The organism is Aestuariivita boseongensis (assembly GCF_001262635.1).
GTDB classification, from domain to species: Bacteria; Pseudomonadota; Alphaproteobacteria; order Rhodobacterales; family Rhodobacteraceae; genus Aestuariivita; species Aestuariivita boseongensis.
The window spans coordinates 50,068-71,255 of the sequence record NZ_JXYH01000013.1; the positions used below are offsets into that span (position 1 = coordinate 50,068).

Sequence of the window (21,188 nt, forward strand, 5' to 3'; positions counted from 1 at the left end):
ACCATGGTTCGGGTTATCACATTCATATCACACAACCGAAAGGTCGTTTTGTCATGCGCAATCTGTCTCGTCCTCTTGTGTCGGCCGTTCTGGCGGCCGCTGTATTTTCCGCCCCCTATACGCTGGCTGTCACTGCGCTGACGCTGTCGGCCAAGGAAGCCTCTGCCAATAACGGAAACGGAAATGGCAATGGCGGGAATGGCAATGGCGGCAACGGCGGCAATGGAAACGGGGGCAATGGCAACGGCGGGAACGGAAACGGGAACGGCGGGAATGGCGGCAATGGAAATGGCAACGGCAATGGTGGCGCGGCCTCGGCCAGTGCGTCGAACGGGAATGGCAACAGCGCCAATGCCAATGGCAACGGACAATCCGCGCGGGGGGCTATCGCATCCAGCCTCAAGGGTCTGAACGCCGCCCATGCCAGCGCAACCGCCCGCGCCAATGCAGCGCCCAACAGCCGCGTGGGCCGGGTCGAGACCTATGCCCAGATGACCCAGGGCGTCATCGACTTGACGAACGAGTTGAACGACCTGCTGAGCCAGGTGGATGAGAACGTGCCTACGACCGAGCAATTCGTGGACGACAATATCAGCCAGAACGCCACGGTTTCCGCCGATGACATCGCCAATGCGATTGACGCGCTGGACCCCAACTCATCCAGCTATAGCGATGATCTGGCGGCCATCGCGGCGGATCTGACAGGGCTGGATCCCACCGACCCCAACAATGCGCAGGCTCTGGCCGATCTGGCCGACAGCATCGACGCCACCGTGACCGCCCAGAACGAGCAGGAAGCCATTGCCGCGCAGATCGCGCAGGTCGAAAACGATCTGGATGACCAGCGCGATGATCAGCTGGCCGCGCTGACCCGCGCCTATGCGCCCAACAACGTGGCGGAACTGGACCAGGAATCGCTGGAGGCGCTGAACGGAATGCTGGGGCTGGATACTTCGGCCATTCCGGATGTCACGCAGGCGTCCAGCAGCTTCCCGTCACGCTAAGCCGCCCCGCTTTTTTTGCAACACGCCCGGCCCTGCCTGCAGCGGCCGGGCGTTTTCGTTACCAGCGATCCAGCGCCTCTTCATCCTCGTCCTTGGCCGCAACCCATGAGGCCCCGCCCCGGGTATGTTCCTTCTTCCAGAACGGCGCGCGGGATTTGAGGTAGTCCATCAGGAATTCCGCCGCCTCGAACGCGTCCTTGCGGTGGGGGGAGGCCGTGGCGACCATCATGATCAGATCGCCCGGCGCCATCCGGCCATAGCGGTGGATGATCAGCACATCGCCCAGATCCCAGCGGCCCTGCGCCTGGTTGGCGATGTCGGTCAGGGCGGCTTCGGTCATGCCGGGGTAATGTTCGATCTCCATCACATCCAGATCGCCCTGCGCCAGATCCCGCACGATGCCGGTGAAGGTCACCACAGCGCCCATATCGCTGCGGCCCGAGGCAAAGGCAGACGCTTCGGCACCCAGATCGAATGGCTGTTCCTGCACGACGATGCGCATGGGTCAGCCCCCGGTCATCGGCGGAAAAAACGCCACCTCGCGCGCGCCATCCAGCGGCGCATCGAAATCGGTCAGCTGCTGGTCCACCGCCACACGCAGGGCGCTGAGATCGGCAAAGGCAGCCTCGTATCGCGGCTCGCGCGCTTTCAGCTCTTCCACCAGATCGGTGACGGTCTTGGCCTGGCTGTCGACCTGTTCCCGTGGCACGCCAATCCGTTCGCGCACCCAGGCGAAATAAAGTACATTCATCAGCGGGTCTCTTTCAGGTAGGGCATGGCTTTGCGCAGGTAATCATAGCCGGTGAGCAATGTCAGCCCCGCGGCGATCCACAGAAGCGTGAGGCCGATCCAGCCCGACCAGAGCATTCCTTCGAATTTCCAGCGCAGGCCCATCAGGTCTTCGACTTCACCGGCCATGATCTGATCGACCAGCGCCTGATCCATGCCCATGGCGGACATGCCGAGGTAATGTTCGAACACACCCTGGGCGAACAGCACGGCGATGGCGAACATCTGAACGGTGGTCTTCCATTTCGCCAGCGGCGTGACCTTCAGCGTGCCTGCGGTGTCGCCCAGGTATTCGCGCAGGCCCGATACAAAGACTTCGCGGAACAGGATGAAGGTTGCGGGCAGCACGAACCACGGCGTCCAGTTCTGGTTGGAATATCCCACGATCACCATAAGCGCGATCACCACCATCGCCTTGTCGGCAATCGGGTCCAGCATCGCGCCCAGCTTGGTTTCCTGCTTCCACGCGCGGGCGAGATAGCCGTCGAACCAATCGGTGATGGCGGCGGTCAGAAACAGGATCAGAGCGAACCAGTCGGCGTAAGGCCGGTGGAAATACAGGAACATCACCGCGACGCCAGGGGCGGCGAGCAGACGCAGAAGCGTCAGGATATTTGGGACGGTCCACTTCATACCGCTCCAATACCCGCTTCGCGCGGGCATCGGAAGAGGGATCAGCGCAGACAGTCGCGGATGCGGGCCACGGCGGCAAAGACATGCGCGCCGACCGCGTCGCTGGTGGGGTCGTTGTTCGAGGAAAACCACGCGACCACGGTTTGCGTTTCCGCACAGGCAAAGAGGTACTGTCCGTGGATGCCCATACCATGGATCATCGGCCCGCCCTCGCCCGGCACGTGATACCACTTGGCGCGGTAGGACCGGCCCGGTTCCGGGAAACGGTCGGCGAAATCGCCCTTGGCCCAGGCGGCGGGGTCGCCCCCGGCCCAGATGTCGCGCACCCAGGCTTCGGGCAGAACCTGACGCCCGTCGCGCGCGCCATCCTGCAACAGCATCTGCCCGACGCGCGCCAGATCGCGGGCGGTGATGCAAAAGCCCCCTGCCGCGCGGGCGCCGCCGATGCGGTCCACCGTCAGGTCACCGGGCTGTTCCGCGCCCAGCGGTTTCAGCAGGCGTTCGGACAGCAGGTCGGCAAAGCGCACACCGCTTGCACGTTCGAACAGCCACGCAAGCATGTCGGTGACCGGAGAGACATAGTGGAACCGATCCCCATGATCGCCATCGCGTTCGGTTAGAAGGGATTGGAAGCTGCGCAGATCCATGGCGCTTTCACCGGGTTCCAAAGGATTCCAGTTCGCGGCCTTGCGGTATTCGATGATTGGTCCGGTGGTGGCGGTGTAATCCTCGTCAAAAAGTACCCCTACCTGCATATCCAGCGCCTGCCGGACCGTGGCCCCGTCATATGCCGTGCCGGTCAATTCGGGCAGGTATTCGGTGACAGGGGCGTTCACATCGACCTCGCCCCGATCCACCAGGCTGCCTGCGACCAGACCCAGCATGGATTTGGACACCGACATGAGGATATGCGGATCGCAGGCCGTCATGCCGTTGCGATAGGTCTCATGCACGATCCTGCCCTTGTGCAGGATCACCAGCGCGTCGGTGGACACACCCGAGATGGCCTGACCCAGATCCGCCGCGCCCAGATCCACCTCACCTTCCGGCAGGTGCCAGATGTTGGCCGCGTCATTCGCCACACGGGCCGAGGGCACGATTTCGCGCACATGGTGGAAGGCCCAGTGATTGAAGGGCGAGGTGCGCCAGTTTGCCAGCGTGGCGCGTTTGCCTTCGGGTGGCGGGAAGCCTTGTTGAATGTCCATGTCTGAGCCCTTTGTCCTGCGCGGTCAGACAAGCGCGGTTTGACGCCAAGGGCAAGGGAGGCTTTTCATCGGCCGGTTCAGCGCGTAGGCCCTGCGGCAGCTATGCAGAAAGGAATGACCGCCATGCCCTCGCCCAACCCGATGTTGCATATGGTCTGTGGAAAGATCGGCGCCGGAAAATCCACGCTTTGTGCCCGCTTGGCCAAGGCCGAGGGTACCGTGCGCCTCAGCGAGGATGATTGGCTTGCCCCGCTTTTCGGCGATCAGATGCGCACGGGCGCGGACTACGTACACTTCGCTGCGAAACTGCGCGACGCGATGACCCCGCATATTCAGGCGCTTCTGCGCGAAGGCCTGTCTGTGGTTCTGGATTTTCCTGCCAATACGGTGGAGCAACGTGAATGGATGCGCGATCTGCTGGAGGCAACAGGGGCGGACCACCAGATGCATGTGCTGGACGTGCCGGATGAGATCTGCCTTGCCCGCCTGCGAGAGAGGAACGCACGCGGCGATCACCCCTTTGCCCCATCTGAAGATATGTTTCACCGTTTCGCGCGAAATTTTGCACCGCCGACCGAGGCAGAAGGCTTTACCGTGATTGTGCACCGCCACGAGGCATAGTGCGGTTGGATCCGCGTGCCGCCTATCCCCGGTCGTGGAAGAAGTCGTAGATCTTTTCGGCCAAAGCCTCTGACACGCCATCCACGGCCTTGAGATCGGCCAGATTCGCGCGGCTGACCGCCTTGGCCGACCCGAAATGCGCCAGAAGCGCCCGTTTGCGCGCGGCCCCCACTCCCGCGATTTCGTCCAGAGGGGTTGCGCCCACGGCCTTGGCGCGTTTGGCGCGGTGGGTGCCGATGGCGAAGCGGTGCGCCTCGTCCCGCAGGCGTTGGACGAAATAGAGGACCGGATCGTTGTGGCGTAGCGCGAAGGGGCGCGTGCCTACGCGGTGGAATTCTTCTTTGCCCGCGTCGCGGTCCACGCCTTTGGCGACGCCGATCATGGGGATGTCTTCGACCCCGTGTTCGGCCATGATCTGGGCGACAGCGCTGACCTGCCCGGCCCCGCCGTCGATCAGCAGCAGGTCGGGCCATTGGCCTTTCTCGCGGTCGGGGTCGTCCTTCATCAGGCGGGCGAAGCGGCGGTTCAGCACCTCTTTCATCATGCCGAAATCGTCGCCGGGCGTCAGGTCATCGCCGCGGATGTTGAATTTGCGATAGCTGTTCTTCATGAACCCATCGGGGCCAGCCACGATCATCGCGCCCACGGCGTTGGTGCCCTGGATGTGGGAGTTGTCATAAACCTCGATCCGTTGCGGGGGGGCGTCCAGATCGAACACCTCGGCCAGGCCTTTCAGCAGTTTGGCCTGGGTCGCGGTTTCGGCCATCTTGCGGGCGAGGCTTTCGCGGGCGTTTCGCAGCGCACCTTCGATCAGCTCGGCCTTTTCGCCGCGCTGGGGCACCAGCACTTCGACCTTGCGGCCCAGTTTCTGGGACAGTGCGTCCTGCATCAGATCGGGGTTTTCGATCTCGTGGCTGAGGATCACCTGACGGGGCGGTTCCTTGGCGTCATAGAACTGGCCCAGGAAGGCTTCCAGCACCTCGCCCTCGTCGATATCGGCCCCCACGCGGGGGTAAAAATCGCGGTTGCCCCAGTTCTGGTTGGCGCGGATGAAGAAGACCTGCACGCAAGCCTGCCCGTTTTCCAGATGCAGCGCGATCACGTCCGCCTCGGTCACTCCGCGCGGGTTGATGCCCTGGGCGGTCTGCACCTGCGTCAGCGCGCGGATCCGGTCACGCAGGGCGGCGGCGCGTTCAAACTCCATCGCGTCGGAGGCCTCCTGCATCTGCTTGGCCAGATCCTCCTGCACGCGGGTGGAGCGACCTGTCAGGAAGTTTTCGGCATCCTTGACGCTTTTGGCGTAATCCTCGGGGCTGATAAGGCCGACGCAAGGGCCTGAACAGCGCTTGATCTGGTAAAGCAGACAGGGCCGCGACCGGCTTTCGAACATCGCATCGGTGCAGTTGCGCAGAAGGAACACCTTCTGCAGCTGGTTCAGCGTGCGGTTCACGGCACCCGCACTGGCGAAGGGGCCGAAATAGGCGCCTTTTTCCTTCTTCGCGCCGCGGTGTTTTTTGATCTGCGGATAGGCGTGGTTCTTGGCCACCAGAATGTTGGGAAAGCTTTTGTCGTCGCGCAGCAGGACGTTGTATTTCGGCTTGAGCTGCTTGATCAGGTTCTGTTCCAGCAAAAGCGCCTCGGTCTCGGTCCGGGTGGTCAGAAACATCATCGAAGCGGTTTCGCGGATCATCCGGGCAATGCGCGCGGAATGGCCCGAGGGGCGGGCATAGTTCGACACCCGCGCGCGCAGGTTGCGCGCCTTGCCCACGTAGAGAACGCGGCTTTGTTCATCCAGCATCCGGTAAACACCCGGAGAGCTGTCCAGCGTCTTGAGATAGCTTTGGATGCAGGCATGGCCCGTGACCGCCTGGGGCGATCCGGTCTGATCCTGGGGTGAGGTTTGCGCGGTCATGAGACTGTCATATGATTCTCATGCTGCGGCTGCAATCTTGAGGCACATTGTTCAAGACTAAAGCTTTCCACGAAAGCTGTGGATAACTCTGATGATATGTTTGGGGCACCGGGAATTTTTCTTTGATTTCCGGTGATTTCGTTAAATTGCACAAAAATTGGGCGCAATTCCAAGCCCTTGATCTTAAACGATACTTTTTTGTGATGCTTACAAATGGTTGAAAATATTAAACTTTTTGTAACAGCTTGGTAACCACGCTTAAACCGGTGCAAAACTTGATGCGCAGATGCAGCATTACCTGTCATTCAACCCCCAGCACGTCAGGCGTTTCCCAGACCAGATGCTGGCCCCCATCCACGCATAGCAGTTGGCCCGTGACCGCGCGCGCATCCAGGAAATAGCCAAGCGCGGCGCAGATCCCTTCGGGATCAGCACCCCGTTTCAGCACCGTCGCTGCCCGTTGGCGGGCGAAATGATCTGTTGTCTGACGCACGCCCTGCATTGTCGGGCCAGGGCCAATCGCGTTGACGCGGATCGCGGGGGCAAGCGCCTGCGAGGTGGTTTGCGTCATCGCCCAAAGGCCCATCTTGGCAATGGTATAGGTCATGAATTCAGGCGTCAGTTTGCGCACCCGCTGGTCAATCAGATTGACGATCAGCCCGCTGGCCTGCGGTTCGCCGTTCTCGTCCACAGCGGGCTCAAGCCCCTGGGCGGCCATGGCCTGGGTCAGAACGAAAGGCGCGCGCAGGTTGCTTTCCAGATGGCGGTCCCAGCTGTCGCGTGTGGCCGATGTGATGTTGTCATACTCAAAAATCGAGGCGTTGTTGATCAGGCAGGTGATTGGCCCGCCCAACCCCTCTGACGCCTGGGACAGAAGTGCCTGGGTTTGCCCTTCGTCCAGCAGGTCGGCCTGGCAGGTGATGGCGCGGCGGCCCATGGCGGTGATCTGGTCCGCCACTTCGCGCGCGTCCACGTCCGAGGTGGCATAGTGGATGGCCACGTCAAAGCCACGCCCTGCCAGATAGAGGGCCATTGCCCGCCCCAGACGCTTGCCCGCGCCGGTTACCAAAGCTTTTGTCATCTTGGTTGGTCCTGCTTAGATCAGTACGACTGCAAGGTAGGCCACATAGGCCGCGGTCAAGGCAACGCCCCAGATGCGCGTTATATCCTTTTTCAGGAAAACAAAGGGCAGGATCACCAGCGAGGCCGCCAGCATCACCCACAAGTCCTGACGCAGGAAGGATGGATCGACCGGGATCGGGCCAACCAGCGTGGCGATGCCGATGATGGCCAGCAGGTTGAACATGTTCGATCCGATCACATTGCCCAGCGCCACATCGGCTTGCCGACGCAGGGCGGCCATAACAGTGGTGGCCAGTTCGGGAAGGGATGTGCCGATCGCCACCAGCGTCAGTCCGATCACGGTGTCGCTGACGCCATATTGCTTTGCTATAATGGTGGCATTGTCGACCAGGATATCGGCCCCCAGCGGAAGTCCGATCAGACCCAGCGCCAGATACAGCGCCACTTGCCAGACGGGCATTTCGGGGTCGGCGCCTTCCAGTTCCTCCAGATCCAGTTCGACCGCTTCGCCCGCTTGCTGATGCGCACGCGCATCGCGGAAGGCATCGAACAGCACAAAGGCCAGGGCAGACAGAAGGATCAGACCGCTGATCCAGGTGAAAGTGCCCATGAAGGCCAGCGCGATAAACAGCACAGATGCGGCCAGCATGAAGACATAGGTTTTTCTGCTGTCGCAGGTGCTGGTGTGCAGCGGGGCTAGGATCGCGGGGATGCCCAGCACCAGAAGGATATTGGCGGTATTCGACCCCACCACATTGCCCAGCGCGATACCCGGCGCTTCGTCCATGATGGCCTTGACCGAGATCAAAAGCTCAGGAGCAGAGGTGCCGAAGGCCACGATGGTCAGGCTGACGATCAGGGCGGGAATGCCCAGCCGCAGCGACAGGTTCACCGCCCCTTTGACCAGGCTGTCCCCGGCCAGAAGCAGGATTACCAATCCAAGGCCTGACAGCAGCCAGGGGATCATGCGCCCTTCCCTCCGGCGCCGCAGGGGCATGGCCCCTTGCCAATGCGATACCGCCCGCAGGACCGGCACTTGGCCGATTGCAGGCGTTTCAGCCCCGGCAGGCGCAGCTTTCCGAACATGGCCAGCACAGCCATGAAGATCAGGAAGAGAGAGACGATCTTCAGTATCACGTCAGAGGCCAAAACGGGCGAATTCCGCCCGCTCCTCGATCCCTGTGAAGGCGTCTTCGATCACGCGGGCGCCAAAGCGCTGGAACAGGGGTTTTTTCACTTCGTAACGGCGGAAGGTGACCTTTTTGCCGAAGACCTCTTGCATCTTGGGTTTCAGGTGGCCAATCCCGTCGATCAGGCCCAGGTCCTTGGCGCGTTTGGCAAGCCAGATCTCTCCGGTGAAAAGATCCTGGTCCTCGGGCAGTTTGCCTGCGCGGCGGGTGCTGACATGATCCTTGAAATTGGTGTGGATGTCTTCGAGGATCGCTTTCAGGCGCTCCACATCCTCGGGGTTTTCGGGGCGGAAGGGGTCCAGCATGGATTTCGACTTGCCGGCGGTATAGACACGCCGCTCGATACCCTGCCTAGCCAGGAATTCATGCGCGCCGAAACTGGCCGAGATCACACCGATGGACCCCAGGACCGAACTGTCATCGGCCCAGATCTCATCCGCGGCGGCGGCCAGCCAATACCCGCCGGATGCGGCCACGTCTTCGACAAAGGCGTAGACCTTGGTTTCGGTTTCTTCCGCCAGTCGGCGAATGCGCGATCCGATCAGTGACGATTGCACCGGCGATCCGCCCGGCGAGTTGATCTCAAGCGCGACGGCATCTGGTTTGCCTTTGCGGAAGGCCTTTTCCAGAAGAGGGCCGACAGTGGCATCGCTGAGCGAGCCACGGCCGGGCATGCCAATAGCACCGGAGAGGCGCACAACGGCAACGCGCGGATCGGTTTTTATGAAGGGCAGCCAGCGTTTCATTCACCCCCATGTAGAATGCCATCAGGGGCGAAACAAGGCGGGGGTGTCAGATGAAAGGACCGGTTTTGCCAATCATCGCATGATTTTGCATTTTTGCCACGCCCCGGCATCCGGGACACGGCAGAACGCTTAGCTGCGGATGCGCCAGCCGGTTTTGAAGATCCACCAGATCACCGTCATGCAGGCCAGGGTAAAGCCGCCAATGGCCAGAAGAGACAGGCCGATGGGCACATCGGCCAGCCCATAGAAGGACCAGCGGAAGCCCGAGATCAGATAGACCACCGGATTGAAATACGAGATCGTCTGCCAAACCGGCGGCAGCATCGAGATCGAGTAAAACGACCCGCCCAGAAAGACGAGCGGCGTGATCACCATCAACGGCACCAGTTGCAGCTGTTCGAAACTGCCTGCCCAGATCCCGATGATAAAGCCCAGAAGCGCGAAGCTGAGGCAGGTCAGCAGCAGGAACGCCACCATCGCCAGCGGGTGCTGGATCTGCAGATCGACAAAGAAATACGAGGTGACAAGGATCACGACCCCGATGAACAGCGCCTTGGTGGCTGCAGCGCCCACATAGCCGCAGACGATTTCCAGAAAGTTCACCGGGGCCGAGAGCAGTTCATAGATCGTGCCGATGAATTTCGGGAAATAGATGCCGAATGACGCGTTGGAGATGGCCTGCGTCATCACGCTGAGCATCACCAGCCCCGGCACGATGAACGCGCCATAGCTGACGCCATCGACCTGATCGATGCGCGAGCCGATCGCGGCGCCGAAGACCACGAAATAAAGCGAGGTCGACAGAACCGGCGAGAGAAAGCTTTGCGTCAGCGTGCGGAAAAAGCGCGCCATCTCGAATTTATAGATGGCAAGGATGGCGGTCGGGTTCATGCGGCGTCCTCCTGCGCGTCTTTGACGAGGTCGACAAAGATCTCCTCAAGGCTGGATTGGCGGGTTTCCACATCGCGCAGCGTCAGGCCGCTGGCGGCCACATCGTTCAGCAGCTGCGTGATCCCCGTGCGGTCAGCGCGGGTGTCGTAGGTGTAAAGCAACGCCGTGCCGCCTTCGGCCAGTTCGACCCGATCGCGATCCAGCGCGGCGGGGATATCCGTCAGGGTTTCGGCGAGGTGGACAAGGATCTGCTTCTTGCCCATCTGGCGCATCAGCGTGGCCTTGTCTTCGACCAGCAGCAATTCGCCCTTGGCAATGACGCCCACGCGGTCGGCGATGGCTTCGGCCTCTTCAATATAATGGGTGGTCAGGATGATGGTGACGCCGCTGGCTTTCAGTTCGTCCACGATGTTCCACATGTCGCGGCGCAGTTCGACATCCACCCCGGCGGTGGGTTCATCCAGAAACAGCACGCGCGGTTCATGCGCCAGCGCCTTTGCGATCAGGACGCGCCGTTTCATGCCACCCGAAAGCGCGTTGATCTGGTTGTTGCGTTTGTCCCAGAGCGAGAGCTTTTTCAGGATCTCTTCGATATAGGCGTCATTGCGGGGCTTGCCGAACAGCCCGCGGGAAAAGCGCACCGTGTTGATGACTTTTTCAAAGGGTTCCAGCGCGACTTCCTGCGGCACCAGACCGATCAGCGATCGCGCGGCGCGGAAATCGTCGATGATGTCATGGCCCGCGACACGCACCGTGCCGGATGTGGGCTGTGCGATCCCGCAGATGGTGGAAATCAGCGTGGTTTTCCCGGCGCCGTTGGGGCCGAGCAGCGCCAGAATCTCCCCATCGAGGATCGACAGGGTGACGCCTTTGAGCGCCTCGAACCCATCCGCATAGGATTTCCGAAGCGCGTTGATTTCCACAATTGCCGACATGACAGACCTTTCCAAATCGCAGGCTGAACTATTTGGTTCAGTTGCGAAAGGCCATGTCAGAAATGAGAGAGCGCGTTGTGCGCCAGCGCGCGGATCAATCCTTGCCAGTCAGGCGTTTGAGCCAACCCTTTTTCGGGGCCTCTTCGGCTTCGGCTTCCGCCGTCTCGGCCGGGCCTTCAAGACCCTCCTGCAGATTGGCGAAGAACTGATCAGCCATTTTCTTGGCGAACCCGTCGATGATCCGGCTGCCCAGCTGAGCCAGCTTGCCGCCGACCTTCGCTTCGACATCGTAGGACAGGCGCGTCAGTTCAGGCTCCAATTCCTCAAGCGTCACGACAGCGCCGCCCTTGGCAAAGCCTGCCGCCCCGCCCTTGCCTTCGCCGGTGATCGTGATCTTCTCGTTCTCGACAATCTCCGACATCTGAACCGCGCCTTTGAACGTGGCTTTCACCGGGCCCACCTTCTGCGTGACAACCGCCTCGTAGCCGTCCGAGACATTGCCCTCCACGCTGCTGGCGCCGGGGATGCAGTCTTTCAGCACTTCGGGGTCGAGAATGGCGGCAAACACGACGGCGCGCGGGGCTTTGATCTCGCGCTGGTCCTGCATCTTCATGGGGCGGTCCTCCTGTCTTCATGTTCGGTCTACTCTACCGCGCGGCAATCGCCAAGCCTGTCGCAAACAGACGCGACCGCGGCGCAGGGGCTGCGCGACAAGGGCGGCAAGGAGCCGTTTTGTGACACAGTCAACTCAGACCTCATCCGCCTGGGGCATTGCCTTTATCGCCGCGGGCATGGTGGCGATTTCGCTGAATGATGTGCTGATCAAGGCGTTATCCGGCGAATACCCGCTGCACCAGATGGTCTTTGTGCGGTCGGCCATCGGGATCGTCTTTTCGCTGATGCTGGTGCAGATGGAAGGGGGCTGGCGCATCCTGAAGACCCGCCGCCCCGGTCTGCACGCGGTGCGTGGCGCGCTTCTGGTGATTGCCAACATGACCTATTTCACCGCGCTGGCGGTGCTGCCGCTGGCCGATGCGACGGCGCTTTTCTTTGCGGCCCCGCTGTTCATCACGTTGCTGTCGATCCCGCTGCTGCGCGAAAAAGTGGGGCCCCTGCGGCTGAGTGCCGTGCTGGTGGGATTTGCGGGCGTTGTGATCATGCAGCGCCCCTGGGCCAGCGGGCCCGAGCTGGAGGTCAGCCGGATCGTGCTGCTTTTGCCGGTCTTGTCGGCGCTGACCTATGCGCTGAACCAGATCCTGACGCGGAAGCTGGGCGTGGAAAGCAAGGCGAGCGCGCTGTCGGTTTATGTGCAGCTGATGTTCATTCTGGCGGCGGCGGGGTTCTGGCTGGTGGCGGGGGATGGGCGTTTTGCAGTTGGGGTCGAGAACCAAAGCCTGATCTTCCTGCTGCGTGCCTGGGTCTGGCCCGCCGAGGGCGACTGGATCTATTTCATCGGGCTGGGGCTGAATTCAGCCATCGTGGGATATTGCCTGAGCCAGGCCTATCGCCTTTCGGATGCGGCCACGGTGGCGCCCTTCGAATATCTGGGCCTGCCTTTGGCAGTGTTCTGGGGCTGGGCGGTGTTTGCAGAGTTTCCCCAGTGGGAGATCTGGATCGGCATGGCGCTGATCATCGGATCGGGTCTGTTCGTCTTTCTGCGCGAACAGCAGAAATCACGCGCCATCGCACGCGGCGCTGTCAACCGGCGGTATTGAGGGCGTAGGTGTCGCGCGCCCTCTTGTTCCCGCCCCCATATCCAACGTGGCCTATCTGTTGCGACGGGGCAGCGGTGCGTTCGCGGTCCAGTCCCATGTCCCTTCGTCCCGGTCCGTGACGGCCTGCTTCCAACCGGTTTCTTCGGCCCGCGCCTTGAAATTCAGCCCTTCCGGAGAATGCCGGGTGATCCCGTCAAAGACCGTCGCAAGGCGCTGTGTCTGCATCAACCCGGTTTGTTCTATGGCCTGATTGATCACCAGTTTCTGCATGGCCAACTGGTTGATCGGCACGCTGGCCATTCTTGCGGCCAGTTCTTCGACCCGGTCATCTAGACGGTCAGAGGGCACGGCCTCGAGCACCAGGCCCATTTCGGCGGCCTCTTTCCCGGTGATCTTGTCACCGGTGAACAGCATGCGCTTGGCCTTCTCAGGACCCAGCCGATACACCCACATGGCCGTTGTCGGGCATCCCCAGACGCGGGTGGGCATATAACCGATCTGAGCATCCTCGGCCATGATCGCCATATCGGAACACAGTGCGATATCGGACCCGCCCGCCACAGCATAGCCATGGATCTTGCAGATCACCGGTTTCATTGCCCGCCAGAGCGCCATGAAGTGTTGGGTGTTGGCCCACATGAACCGATAGTCCTTGATCGGATCCCAAGGCATGTCCTGAGTGACGTTGTTTGATCCGTTTGCCTCGGCGTAATAGGTCAGGTCATAGCCGGCGCAGAAGGCCGGACCATTTCCAGACAGGATGATGACATGCACATCCGGGTCGTCATCGGCGCGGGCGACGGCCTGGGCGATTTCGCCTGGCATTTCGTTGTTGATCGCGTTCATTACCTCTGGCCGGTTTAGCGTAATCCGCGCGATGCGGTCGTCTTTTCCGTATGTGAGTGTTTGCATGGCATGGTCCTCCCGTTGGAAAAGGACCATGCGCGCAGGCCGATGTGAAGGCAAAAGGCGGTTCGAACCGCCTTGCTCAAGCGCCTTGAAAGGCGCTTGATACGTTTTTTCGAAAAAACGTGTTCAAGGCTTTTCGAAAAGCCTTGAACACCCCCTTAGCCGATGATCGCGTTCAAAGTGGCAGACGGGCGCATGACCGCGGCGACCTTGGCCGGGTCAGCGTGATAATACCCGCCAAGATCAGCAGGTTTGCCACGCACTGCGGCCAGCTCGCTCACGATAGCCTCTTCCCCATCGGCCAGGGCCTTGGCAACGGGGGCAAACTCGGCTGCCAGATCGGCGGCGTCGGATTGCGCCGCCAGCGCTTCGGCCCAGTAACGCGCAAACCAGTAATGGCTGTCGCGGTTGTCGGGCTGGCCCACCTTGCGGCCCGGGCTGCGCCCGTGGTCAAGAATGCCTTGCGTTGCGGCCTCGACCGCTTCGCCAAGCACCCGCGCCTTGGCGTTACCCTTGGCGTCGGCCAGGAATTTGAAGCTTTCCCCCAGCGCGCAGAATTCACCCAGGCTGTCCCAGCGCAGGTGGTTTTCTTCCATCAGCTGCTGCACGTGTTTCGGTGCGGAGCCGCCTGCACCGGTCTCGAACAACCCGCCGCCCTGCATCAGTTTCACGATCGACAGCATCTTGGCCGATGTGGCCAGTTCGAGGATCGGGAAGAGGTCGGTCAGATAATCGCGCAGCACGTTGCCCGTGATCGCGATGGAGTTTTCGCCCCTGCGGATTGTCTCCAGCGTGGCCCGCGTCGCCTCGCGAGGGGCCATGATCTTGAACTTGTCGGCCACGCCTTTCGCCTCGAGAACCGGCGTGACGTATTTGATCAGCTCCGCGTCATGGGCGCGAGTTGCGTCCAGCCAGAAGATCGCCTCGCAGCCTTCGGCGCGCTGGCGGTCGATGGCAAGGTTCACCCAGTCTTCGATCGGCGCCTTGCGGGCCGAGGCCGAGCGCCAGATGTCGCCTGCTTCAACGCTGTGCTGATGCAGCACCGTGCCATCGTCGAGGATCATCTTGACCGTGCCATCGGCGGGGATCTCGAAGGTGGTGGGGTGGGAGCCGTATTCCTCGGCCTTCTGTGCCATCAGGCCGATGTTCTGGACCGTGCCTGCGGTGGCCGGGTCCAGCTTGCCGGTTTCTTTGAAATACTTGATCGTCTCGTCATAGACCGGGGCATAGGAATTGTCGGGGATGACGCAATTGGCGTCATGCTCTTTCCCGTCGGGGCCCCAGCCTTTGCCGCCCGCGCGGATCAGTGCGGGCATGGAGGCGTCGATGATCACGTCCGACGGCACATGCAGGTTGGTGATGCCGCGATCACTGTCGACCATATACAATGGCGGGCGGTCGGCCATGCAGGCGTCGATGGCGGCCATGATATCGGCCTCGCCCTTCACGCGCGCCAGAAGGTCGCCCAGTCCGGAATTGGGGTTCACGCCCAGCGCTTTCATCCGGTCGCCGAACTGGTCGAACACCGGGGCGAGGAATGCCTTAACCGCGTGGCCGAAGATGATCGGGTCGGACACCTTCATCATCGTGGCTTTCATGTGCAGCGAGAAGAGCGTGCCTTCTTCCTTGGTCTTGGCGATCTCGCTTTCCAGAAACGCATCAAGCGCCTTGGCGGACATGAAAGTCGCGTCCACCACGGTGCCGGCGGGATAGCTGACGCCGTCTTTCAGCACGGTTTCGGTGCCATCCGCGGCCACATGGACGATTTTCGCGGTCGCTGCGCCGGGCAGCGTGGCCGACACTTCGTTTGACCGGAAATCGCCCGACGACATCGAGGCCACGCGCGTCTTGCTGTCTGCCGTCCAGTCCCCCATTCGGTGCGGGTTGGCCTGCGCGAACGCCTTCACCGCCTTGGCTGCGCGGCGGTCGGAGTTGCCTTCGCGCAGAACCGGGTTCACCGCAGACCCCTTGATCGCGTCATAGCGCGCGCGGGCGTCTTTTTCGGCGTCCGACGAGGGGCTTTCGGGATAATCGGGAATGGCATAGCCCTGGCCCTGCAGTTCATTGATCGCCGCGACCAGCTGCGGGACCGAGGCCGAGATATTCGGCAGTTTGATCACGTTGGCCTCGGGCGTTTTCACCAGCTCTCCCAGCCAGGCCAGATCGTCGCTTTGCTTCTGATCATCGGTCAGACTTTCGGGAAATGCCGCCAGGATGCGCCCGGCAAGCGAGATATCGCGGGTACCCACGCTGACGCCAGCGGCAGAGGCAAAACGTTGAATGATGGGCAGAAGGGAGGCCGAGGCAAGCTCGGGCGCTTCGTCGACTTTGGTATAGATGATGTCGGGTGTGGTCTGGTCGGTCATGAGTCTCACGCCTTGGCTACGATTTTCGGCATGCAATAGTATACCGAACGCGCCCGGTCCATGCCCCTTGGGTGGGGCGTGGTGACGCGCTTGGGGGAAATGGGCAGGAACGCGCCCGCAGGTCAAGAATCATGTTAGGGTCTTGTTCAGCCCTGCCTTGCATGGGCAGGTTATCATGTGACGATTTGAAAGACCGTGCCAATGACCCTTTCCTTTCCGACCCGCCCTGCCCTGATCTGCGCTGCGATCTTTTTTGCGCCCTTGGTCCATGCGACGGCGGATGGCCCGGATTACCTGCGAGTGACAGGGGTGGCGTCGGATGACGTGCTGAACATGCGAACGCTGCCCTCGGTGCGGGGGGATATCGTGGGGCGAATTCCCGCTGGTGCGGATGGCGTCATGTCATTCGGATGCGTGGGCGGATTGTCGTTTGGCGAATGGCAGAACGCCACGGCTGAAGAACGCGCGGCTGCCGCCCGGCGGACCTGGTGCCTTGTGGGACATGATCGGGTCATCGGCTGGTCATCCGAGCGGTATCTGAGCGAAGGCAACCCGCCTGAGCGGGCAGATGCCGCCCAGCGCCTGACAGATTTGTCAGAGACGGAATGGGTGCTGCGCGATCTGGACGGCACACCCGTCGAGGCAGAGGCGTGGCTGCGCTTTGAACCGGACGGGACTGCGGGCGGCAACGGCGGCTGCAATCGGTTCAGTGGCCGGTACGACAGCAGTTTCACGCAGATGAGCTTTGGTCCCTTGGCCATGACCAAACGGGCCTGCTCCGGACCCGGGGGCCAGGTGGAGCCCGCTTTCATGGCCGCGCTCGCAAACAGCCGGCGTGTGGCCGCGACCGACCAGGTACTGGCATTAATCGGCGAAGATGACAGGCTGCTGGCCACCCTGTCACGTCGGGAAGGACGTTAAGGTACAAGTTTGGGCCGGATGCCCGGCGCCCCGGAACGTCACCACCACAGGCAGACAGGGCCCGAGATCGACCCGTTAACGACCGTCAAATATGCGAAAGTGAGAAAGTGGCGGACCGAGGAGGATTCGAACCCCCGACCCCTTGATTCGTAGTCAAGTACTCTATCCAGCTGAGCTATCGGTCCACTGAGGCGGTGATGTAGACCCGGGGGCGGCGCTTTGCAACCCCTCAATTCAACAAGATCAGACCGCGCCGTCACCCTTTGGCAGACAGATGGCGAAGACGGTGCCTGTCTCGTCGGTTTTCTTCAGCTCAAGCGTGCCGCCATGGCCGCGGACCAGTTCTGCGGCGATGGCAAGGCCCAGGCCCGAACCACCTTTGCGCGCACCGCCCTGGAAGGGGGTGAACAGGTATTCGCGCGCTTTGGGGGGCAGGCCGGGGCCGGTATCGGCGATTTCGATCCACCAGGCGTCTTCGTCTTCATGGGCGCTGACATTGATCTCTCCGGGCTGGCCGGAATTGACGATGGCCTGGCGTGCATTGCGCACAAGGTTGGAGACCACGCGGAACAGCTGTTCGGGATCGGCGCGCACGGTCATCATCGACGGAATGTCTTCGGCGAAACTGATATCGTCACTGCCGTCGGCCAGCCTTTCGCTGTCCAACACGTCCGACACGATGTCGATCAGTTGGAACAGGGTCAGCGTGGGTGCGGGTTCTTCGGCCTTGCCGAAGGCCAGCGTGCTTTCGCACAGCGACACCGCACGGCGGATCGAGTTCACCAGCTTCGGCGCCATCCGGCGCACCAGGGGATCCTCGCTGCTTTCGATCCGATCGGTGAAAAGCTGGGCAGACGTGAGAATATTGCGCAAGTCATGGCTGACCTTGGCAACCGCGCCCCCCAATTGGGCCAGGCGTTCTTTCTGTTTCAGGGCCTGGGTCAGTTCGGTCTGCAGCTGGTTCAGCGCCTCTTCCGCCTCGCGCAGCTCGCGCACGCTGGCGGTGGGTTTGATGATGCGCCGGGCGTCTTCGGGCGCGCTGGCATAGCGCTGCATGGAGCCGACCACGCCCTTGATCGGCACCACCAGCAACAGCCGCACCGCGACAAAGAGAAGGACCGCAGTGAAGATCGAGATCACAGCCGACAGCGCCAGAATGCGCACACCATAATCAATCATCGCCGCACGCAGGGGGGCGCTGTCCATCGCGACCTCGATCAGGAGGCCCGCGTCACGCACCGGCGCGCCAATCACGCGGATCACTTCGGGTTGCGGCTTGCCCAGACGGCGCATGGCATCGCGGATCAGTTCGAACGCACCCGGGTCGCGCAGATCGACCGTCAGTTCGATCGGGTGCGGGATGGGTGATGACAGCACAAGCTGGCGCATCTCGTCCCGGCGCAGGACGACGTTGAACACCTCGGCGTTTTCCAGAAGTTCGGCCTCAAGCTCGCTGGTGAGCATGTCATCGGCCAAAAGGGCAAGCGACGCGATCTGCGCGCGTTCAAGCCGGTCGCGCAGGAAATCCTCGCGGAAGCGCGCGATGGACGGAACAAAGATCAGAACCTCGGCCAGCATCACGAAGATGACCGTGAGGATCAGAAATCTGCCCGACAGCGAATTGAGCATGGACCGCCTACCTTAACCTACGGGATCCAGCGCTGAATGAACCGGACAACCCGCTTGACCTTGGGATTATCAAACAAACGCGGTGTGAAATAGGCCCCTGCAGCGCGTTTGTTGATTTCGCCGATCGTGGGGTAAGGCGCGACCATGGCGCTGATCTGGCTCATCTTCAGGTTATTGGCGATGGCCAGAGCCCAGAGGTTGATCAACTCGCCCGCCTGGTGGCCGACGATCGACGCCCCAACGGGGCGGCCTTTGAGAACCATCACCTTGATCAGGCCCTTGGTCTTGCGTTCGGCAATGGCGCGATCGTTGTGGTGATATTCGAACCGGGCCACATCCATGGCGGGTCCGTGCTTTTTCTTCGCCTCTGCCTCGGTCAGGCCGATCTGGGCCAGTTCGGGATCGGTATAGGTGGCCCAGGGAATATGCGATGTCTTGGCTTTTGACGGCAGGCCGAACAGCATCGAGCGGATGATGACGCCCGCATGATATCCCGCCACATGGGTGAATTGCAGCCCGCCTGCCACATCGCCGATGGCATAGACCTTCCTGTTCGTGGTGCGCAGGCGGTCATCTACCTTGATACCGGTTTTGGTGGTCTTGATCCCGGCCTTGTCCAGATCAAGCTTTTCGGTGTTCGACTTGCGCCCAACCGCCATCAGCAGGTGTGTGCCGGTGAATGTGCGCCCGTCTGCCGTTTCGATCCGGATGGCGCCCGCTTTGCCGGTGATTTGCTCGGCCTGTGCATCCTCGGCAATCTCCACCCCTTCAGCGCGCAGGCTGTCCAGAACGATGGCCGCCAGTTCCGGGTCATCCTTGCCCAACGCCTTTGCCCCTTCGATCACCGTGACCTTCGATCCCAGCCGGATGTGCGCCTGTGCCATCTCAAGGCCGATGGGGCCACCGCCCACGATCAGAAGGTGGTCGGGCCGCTCGCGCAGGTCGAAGATCGTTTCGTTGGTCTCGTATGGGACCTCATCCAAGCCCGGAATGGGCGGCACAAAGGGGCGCGAACCGGTGGCGATCACCACACGGCGCGCAGTGATGATGTGATCGCCGGCCTGCACCTCGGTCGGAGAGATGAAGCGGCCGTATTCGCGGATCACGCGCACGCCAAAGCCTTCGAACCGTTCCTGGCTGTCGACCGGGGCGATCTGGGCGATCACGTCATGCACATGATCCTTGGCCGCGGCATAGTCGACCTGAGGGGTCACATCGGCCACGCCATATTGCGACGCATGCGCCTGGCCATAGGCGGCCTTCGCGCTGGCGATCAGCGCTTTGGACGGCACGCAGCCGAAATTCAGGCAATCCCCACCCATCTTGTGGCCTTCCAGCAGGACGACATCCGCCCCCATCTGGCTGGCGCCTGCGGCGACGGACAGGCCGCCCGACCCGGCGCCGATGACCAGGATATCGGTCTTGATGCGTTCCATGGATCAGATCTCTTTCTTGCCGCGCAGAGTTCGGATCACGATAGGCAGTGCCGCCAGCGCCGCCAAGCCCAGGATTGGCCCCAACACCTGGGGCGACCACAAGAGCGACAGGTCGGGCATTCCGCCCCGGTCGAAAACCTCGCCCACGCCGACGCCGATCCAGGTGAAAACGATCGCCCCCGGAATGATGCCCACTGCCGTGGTCCAGAGGAAATTGAAGAACCGCACGCCCACCAGCGCGGGCAGCAGATTGGCCACGAAGAACGGCACTGCAGGCACAAGGCGAAGCAGGAACAGCACGCTGATCTCGTTCTCCTGCAGGCCCTGTTGCAGTTTCTTCAGCTTCCCGTCCGAGGCCTCCATCTTTGCCATCAGCACTTCACCCAGCCCGGCGCGGGCAGCGATGAAGATCAGACTGGCGCCGATGGTGGCGGCGATCACGTTGAACGCCGTGCCGGCCACCAGCCCGAACAGAAACCCGCCGGTGACCGAAGCAACAGCGGCGCCGGGCAGTGAAAAGGCCACGATCAACACGTAAACGGTAATGAAAATCGCCGCGAGACCGAAGAAGTTTTCGTCGCGGAAAGCCAGCAAAGCCTCCCGATTATCGCGCAGCGTGTCGAAACTGATCGTATCCCGCAGAAGAAAAGCACCAATCGCGGCGACCGTCAGAATGACGATCAGCGGCAGATGCCGCAGATATCCCGGCTTTTCCCTTTCCCGGTCCATGCTGGCGGGGGCATTCTGGGCCTGATCGGACATCGTGTCTTCCTTGCGCTTGACTTGCCTCAACATGCGCCTCCCCGCCCTGAAGGTGTAGCCAGATCACGGGCGCTTGATCGCCAGTGACATCGCTTGTGCGCTTTTCTCATGTGACCGGCAGTGATTGAAACATTTCCCTGGGAAAACACAGGGGCGATTGTTGCAAGAAAACCCGCTTTTTCACGCCTAACGGGTTTGACTTGTGCCAAAAGGCGCTTTAGAGGACGGGCTTCGAATGCACCACCGGGGGCGAATCCGCGCCGCCTGGCCCGAATTTTGGAGACGGAGCGATGAAACGCACCTTTCAACCCTCGAACCTGGTACGCAAACGCCGCCACGGTTTCCGCGCACGCATGGCAACCAAAGCCGGCCGCAAGATCCTGAATGCACGCCGCGCACGCGGCCGTAAAGTGCTGAGCGCGTAAGCTCTCGGCCAATCTT

23 protein-coding genes and 1 tRNA gene are annotated in these 21,188 nt (G+C 61.6%); 5 read left to right on the top strand and 19 right to left on the bottom strand.

Going from position 1 to position 21,188, the window contains the following annotated elements:
* Positions 1–53 precede the first annotated feature (53 nt).
* Positions 54–1,004, top strand: a complete 951-nt coding sequence (locus TR61_RS19870) for a hypothetical protein (RefSeq protein ID WP_050929283.1) — start codon at positions 54–56, stop codon at positions 1,002–1,004.
* A 58-nt stretch (positions 1,005–1,062) separates the two neighbouring features.
* Here TR61_RS19870 and TR61_RS07395 read toward each other — a convergent pair whose 3' ends face one another.
* The 4 genes from TR61_RS07395 to TR61_RS07410 are packed head-to-tail and all read right to left on the bottom strand — an operon-like array spanning position 1,063 to position 3,631.
* Entirely contained in the window at positions 1,063–1,506 is a 444-nt protein-coding gene (locus TR61_RS07395; protein WP_050929284.1) for a molybdenum cofactor biosynthesis protein MoaE, read from the bottom strand.
* 3 nt (positions 1,507–1,509) lie between these two features.
* Positions 1,510–1,755, bottom strand: a complete 246-nt coding sequence (gene moaD / locus TR61_RS07400) for a molybdopterin converting factor subunit 1 (RefSeq protein ID WP_050929285.1) — start codon at positions 1,753–1,755, stop codon at positions 1,510–1,512.
* The gene (pgsA, locus tag TR61_RS07405; RefSeq protein WP_050929286.1) at positions 1,755–2,426 is read right to left on the bottom strand and encodes a CDP-diacylglycerol--glycerol-3-phosphate 3-phosphatidyltransferase; all 672 of its coding nucleotides are present in this window, start codon (positions 2,424–2,426) and stop codon (positions 1,755–1,757) included. The genes moaD and pgsA overlap by 1 nt, the downstream gene beginning before the upstream one ends.
* 41 nt (positions 2,427–2,467) lie before the next feature.
* The gene (locus TR61_RS07410) at positions 2,468–3,631 is read right to left on the bottom strand and encodes a serine hydrolase domain-containing protein (RefSeq protein ID WP_050929287.1); all 1,164 of its coding nucleotides are present in this window, start codon (positions 3,629–3,631) and stop codon (positions 2,468–2,470) included.
* A 123-nt stretch (positions 3,632–3,754) separates the two neighbouring features.
* Here TR61_RS07410 and TR61_RS07415 point away from each other — a divergent pair, with 123 nt between their 5' ends.
* Entirely contained in the window at positions 3,755–4,252 is a 498-nt protein-coding gene (locus tag TR61_RS07415) for a P-loop nucleotide/nucleoside kinase family protein (protein ID WP_050929316.1), read from the top strand.
* Between the two features lie 22 nt (positions 4,253–4,274).
* On the opposite strand, the gene uvrC is transcribed toward TR61_RS07415, so the two are convergent.
* The 9 genes from uvrC to TR61_RS07455 form a co-directional block, all read right to left on the bottom strand.
* Positions 4,275–6,164 carry an excinuclease ABC subunit UvrC gene (uvrC, locus tag TR61_RS07420; RefSeq protein ID WP_050929288.1) on the bottom strand — a complete coding sequence of 630 codons (1,890 nt, stop codon included), beginning with the start codon at positions 6,162–6,164 and terminating at the stop codon, positions 4,275–4,277.
* Positions 6,161–6,469, bottom strand: coding sequence for a hypothetical protein (locus tag TR61_RS19875; RefSeq protein ID WP_157440846.1), 309 nt, complete (start codon positions 6,467–6,469; stop codon positions 6,161–6,163). The genes uvrC and TR61_RS19875 overlap by 4 nt, the downstream gene beginning before the upstream one ends.
* Entirely contained in the window at positions 6,466–7,245 is a 780-nt protein-coding gene (locus TR61_RS07425) for an SDR family oxidoreductase (RefSeq protein WP_050929289.1), read from the bottom strand. The genes TR61_RS19875 and TR61_RS07425 overlap by 4 nt, the downstream gene beginning before the upstream one ends.
* A 15-nt stretch (positions 7,246–7,260) precedes the next feature.
* Positions 7,261–8,214, bottom strand: coding sequence for a calcium/sodium antiporter (locus TR61_RS07430; protein WP_050929290.1), 954 nt, complete (start codon positions 8,212–8,214; stop codon positions 7,261–7,263).
* Positions 8,211–8,384 carry a hypothetical protein gene (locus TR61_RS07435; protein ID WP_157440847.1) on the bottom strand — a complete coding sequence of 58 codons (174 nt, stop codon included), beginning with the start codon at positions 8,382–8,384 and terminating at the stop codon, positions 8,211–8,213. The genes TR61_RS07430 and TR61_RS07435 overlap by 4 nt, the downstream gene beginning before the upstream one ends.
* A 1-nt stretch (position 8,385) precedes the next feature.
* Positions 8,386–9,183 (bottom strand): S49 family peptidase, encoded by a 798-nt coding sequence (locus TR61_RS07440; RefSeq protein WP_050929291.1) that lies wholly within the window; start codon positions 9,181–9,183, stop codon positions 8,386–8,388.
* 129 nt (positions 9,184–9,312) lie between these two features.
* Positions 9,313–10,074: an ABC transporter permease gene (locus TR61_RS07445; protein WP_050929292.1), complete on the bottom strand. Its 762-nt coding sequence runs from the start codon at positions 10,072–10,074 to the stop codon at positions 9,313–9,315.
* Positions 10,071–11,009 (bottom strand): ABC transporter ATP-binding protein, encoded by a 939-nt coding sequence (locus TR61_RS07450; protein WP_050929293.1) that lies wholly within the window; start codon positions 11,007–11,009, stop codon positions 10,071–10,073. The genes TR61_RS07445 and TR61_RS07450 overlap by 4 nt, the downstream gene beginning before the upstream one ends.
* Before the next feature lie 94 nt (positions 11,010–11,103).
* Positions 11,104–11,622, bottom strand: coding sequence for an SRPBCC family protein (locus tag TR61_RS07455; protein WP_050929294.1), 519 nt, complete (start codon positions 11,620–11,622; stop codon positions 11,104–11,106).
* 121 nt (positions 11,623–11,743) lie between these two features.
* Between TR61_RS07455 and TR61_RS07460 the strand changes: the two genes are divergently transcribed.
* A complete protein-coding gene (locus tag TR61_RS07460) occupies positions 11,744–12,724 on the top strand; it encodes a DMT family transporter (RefSeq protein ID WP_281178061.1) in 981 nt (326 codons plus the stop codon).
* A 51-nt stretch (positions 12,725–12,775) separates the two neighbouring features.
* Here TR61_RS07460 and TR61_RS07465 read toward each other — a convergent pair whose 3' ends face one another.
* Positions 12,776–13,636, bottom strand: coding sequence for a crotonase/enoyl-CoA hydratase family protein (locus TR61_RS07465; protein WP_050929295.1), 861 nt, complete (start codon positions 13,634–13,636; stop codon positions 12,776–12,778).
* Between the two features lie 155 nt (positions 13,637–13,791).
* Complete coding sequence (locus TR61_RS07470; protein ID WP_050929296.1) at positions 13,792–15,999, bottom strand: NADP-dependent isocitrate dehydrogenase; 2,208 nt, start codon at positions 15,997–15,999, stop codon at positions 13,792–13,794.
* Between the two features lie 201 nt (positions 16,000–16,200).
* On the opposite strand from TR61_RS07470, the gene TR61_RS07475 reads away from it, so the two are divergent.
* Positions 16,201–16,920 carry an META domain-containing protein gene (locus TR61_RS07475; RefSeq protein ID WP_050929297.1) on the top strand — a complete coding sequence of 240 codons (720 nt, stop codon included), beginning with the start codon at positions 16,201–16,203 and terminating at the stop codon, positions 16,918–16,920.
* A gap of 108 nt (positions 16,921–17,028) precedes the next feature.
* On the opposite strand, the gene TR61_RS07480 is transcribed toward TR61_RS07475, so the two are convergent.
* From TR61_RS07480 to TR61_RS07495, 4 genes are all read right to left on the bottom strand, one after another.
* Positions 17,029–17,105, bottom strand: a tRNA-Arg gene (locus TR61_RS07480).
* A gap of 58 nt (positions 17,106–17,163) precedes the next feature.
* Entirely contained in the window at positions 17,164–18,549 is a 1,386-nt protein-coding gene (locus TR61_RS07485; protein WP_050929298.1) for a sensor histidine kinase, read from the bottom strand.
* A gap of 17 nt (positions 18,550–18,566) precedes the next feature.
* Complete coding sequence (locus tag TR61_RS07490; RefSeq protein ID WP_050929299.1) at positions 18,567–19,985, bottom strand: dihydrolipoyl dehydrogenase family protein; 1,419 nt, start codon at positions 19,983–19,985, stop codon at positions 18,567–18,569.
* A gap of 3 nt (positions 19,986–19,988) precedes the next feature.
* On the bottom strand, positions 19,989–20,714 hold the full coding sequence (locus TR61_RS07495; protein ID WP_050929319.1) for a TVP38/TMEM64 family protein: 726 nt from the start codon (positions 20,712–20,714) through the stop codon (positions 19,989–19,991).
* Between the two features lie 323 nt (positions 20,715–21,037).
* Here TR61_RS07495 and rpmH point away from each other — a divergent pair, with 323 nt between their 5' ends.
* On the top strand, positions 21,038–21,172 hold the full coding sequence (gene rpmH, locus TR61_RS07500) for a 50S ribosomal protein L34 (protein ID WP_050929300.1): 135 nt from the start codon (positions 21,038–21,040) through the stop codon (positions 21,170–21,172).
* The last annotated feature ends 16 nt before the right edge of the window (positions 21,173–21,188 follow it).

Coding starts and splice junctions, on each gene's coding strand:
- TR61_RS07425 (WP_050929289.1), bottom strand. CDS start 7,245: ATGACAAAAGCTTTGGTAACCGGCGCGGGCAAGCGTCTGGGGCGGGCA.
- TR61_RS07490 (WP_050929299.1), bottom strand. CDS start 19,985: ATGGAACGCATCAAGACCGATATCCTGGTCATCGGCGCCGGGTCGGGC.
- TR61_RS07465 (WP_050929295.1), bottom strand. CDS start 13,636: ATGCAAACACTCACATACGGAAAAGACGACCGCATCGCGCGGATTACG.
- TR61_RS07450 (WP_050929293.1), bottom strand. CDS start 11,009: ATGTCGGCAATTGTGGAAATCAACGCGCTTCGGAAATCCTATGCGGAT.
- TR61_RS07395 (WP_050929284.1), bottom strand. CDS start 1,506: ATGCGCATCGTCGTGCAGGAACAGCCATTCGATCTGGGTGCCGAAGCG.
- TR61_RS07470 (WP_050929296.1), bottom strand. CDS start 15,999: ATGACCGACCAGACCACACCCGACATCATCTATACCAAAGTCGACGAA.
- TR61_RS07445 (WP_050929292.1), bottom strand. CDS start 10,074: ATGAACCCGACCGCCATCCTTGCCATCTATAAATTCGAGATGGCGCGC.
- TR61_RS19870 (WP_050929283.1), top strand. CDS start 54: ATGCGCAATCTGTCTCGTCCTCTTGTGTCGGCCGTTCTGGCGGCCGCT.
- uvrC (WP_050929288.1), bottom strand. CDS start 6,164: ATGACCGCGCAAACCTCACCCCAGGATCAGACCGGATCGCCCCAGGCG.
- TR61_RS07410 (WP_050929287.1), bottom strand. CDS start 3,631: ATGGACATTCAACAAGGCTTCCCGCCACCCGAAGGCAAACGCGCCACG.
- moaD (WP_050929285.1), bottom strand. CDS start 1,755: ATGAATGTACTTTATTTCGCCTGGGTGCGCGAACGGATTGGCGTGCCA.
- TR61_RS07475 (WP_050929297.1), top strand. CDS start 16,201: ATGACCCTTTCCTTTCCGACCCGCCCTGCCCTGATCTGCGCTGCGATC.
- rpmH (WP_050929300.1), top strand. CDS start 21,038: ATGAAACGCACCTTTCAACCCTCGAACCTGGTACGCAAACGCCGCCAC.
- TR61_RS07495 (WP_050929319.1), bottom strand. CDS start 20,714: ATGGACCGGGAAAGGGAAAAGCCGGGATATCTGCGGCATCTGCCGCTG.
- TR61_RS07485 (WP_050929298.1), bottom strand. CDS start 18,549: ATGCTCAATTCGCTGTCGGGCAGATTTCTGATCCTCACGGTCATCTTC.
- TR61_RS07415 (WP_050929316.1), top strand. CDS start 3,755: ATGCCCTCGCCCAACCCGATGTTGCATATGGTCTGTGGAAAGATCGGC.
- TR61_RS07455 (WP_050929294.1), bottom strand. CDS start 11,622: ATGAAGATGCAGGACCAGCGCGAGATCAAAGCCCCGCGCGCCGTCGTG.
- pgsA (WP_050929286.1), bottom strand. CDS start 2,426: ATGAAGTGGACCGTCCCAAATATCCTGACGCTTCTGCGTCTGCTCGCC.
- TR61_RS07430 (WP_050929290.1), bottom strand. CDS start 8,214: ATGATCCCCTGGCTGCTGTCAGGCCTTGGATTGGTAATCCTGCTTCTG.
- TR61_RS19875 (WP_157440846.1), bottom strand. CDS start 6,469: ATGACAGGTAATGCTGCATCTGCGCATCAAGTTTTGCACCGGTTTAAG.
- TR61_RS07440 (WP_050929291.1), bottom strand. CDS start 9,183: ATGAAACGCTGGCTGCCCTTCATAAAAACCGATCCGCGCGTTGCCGTT.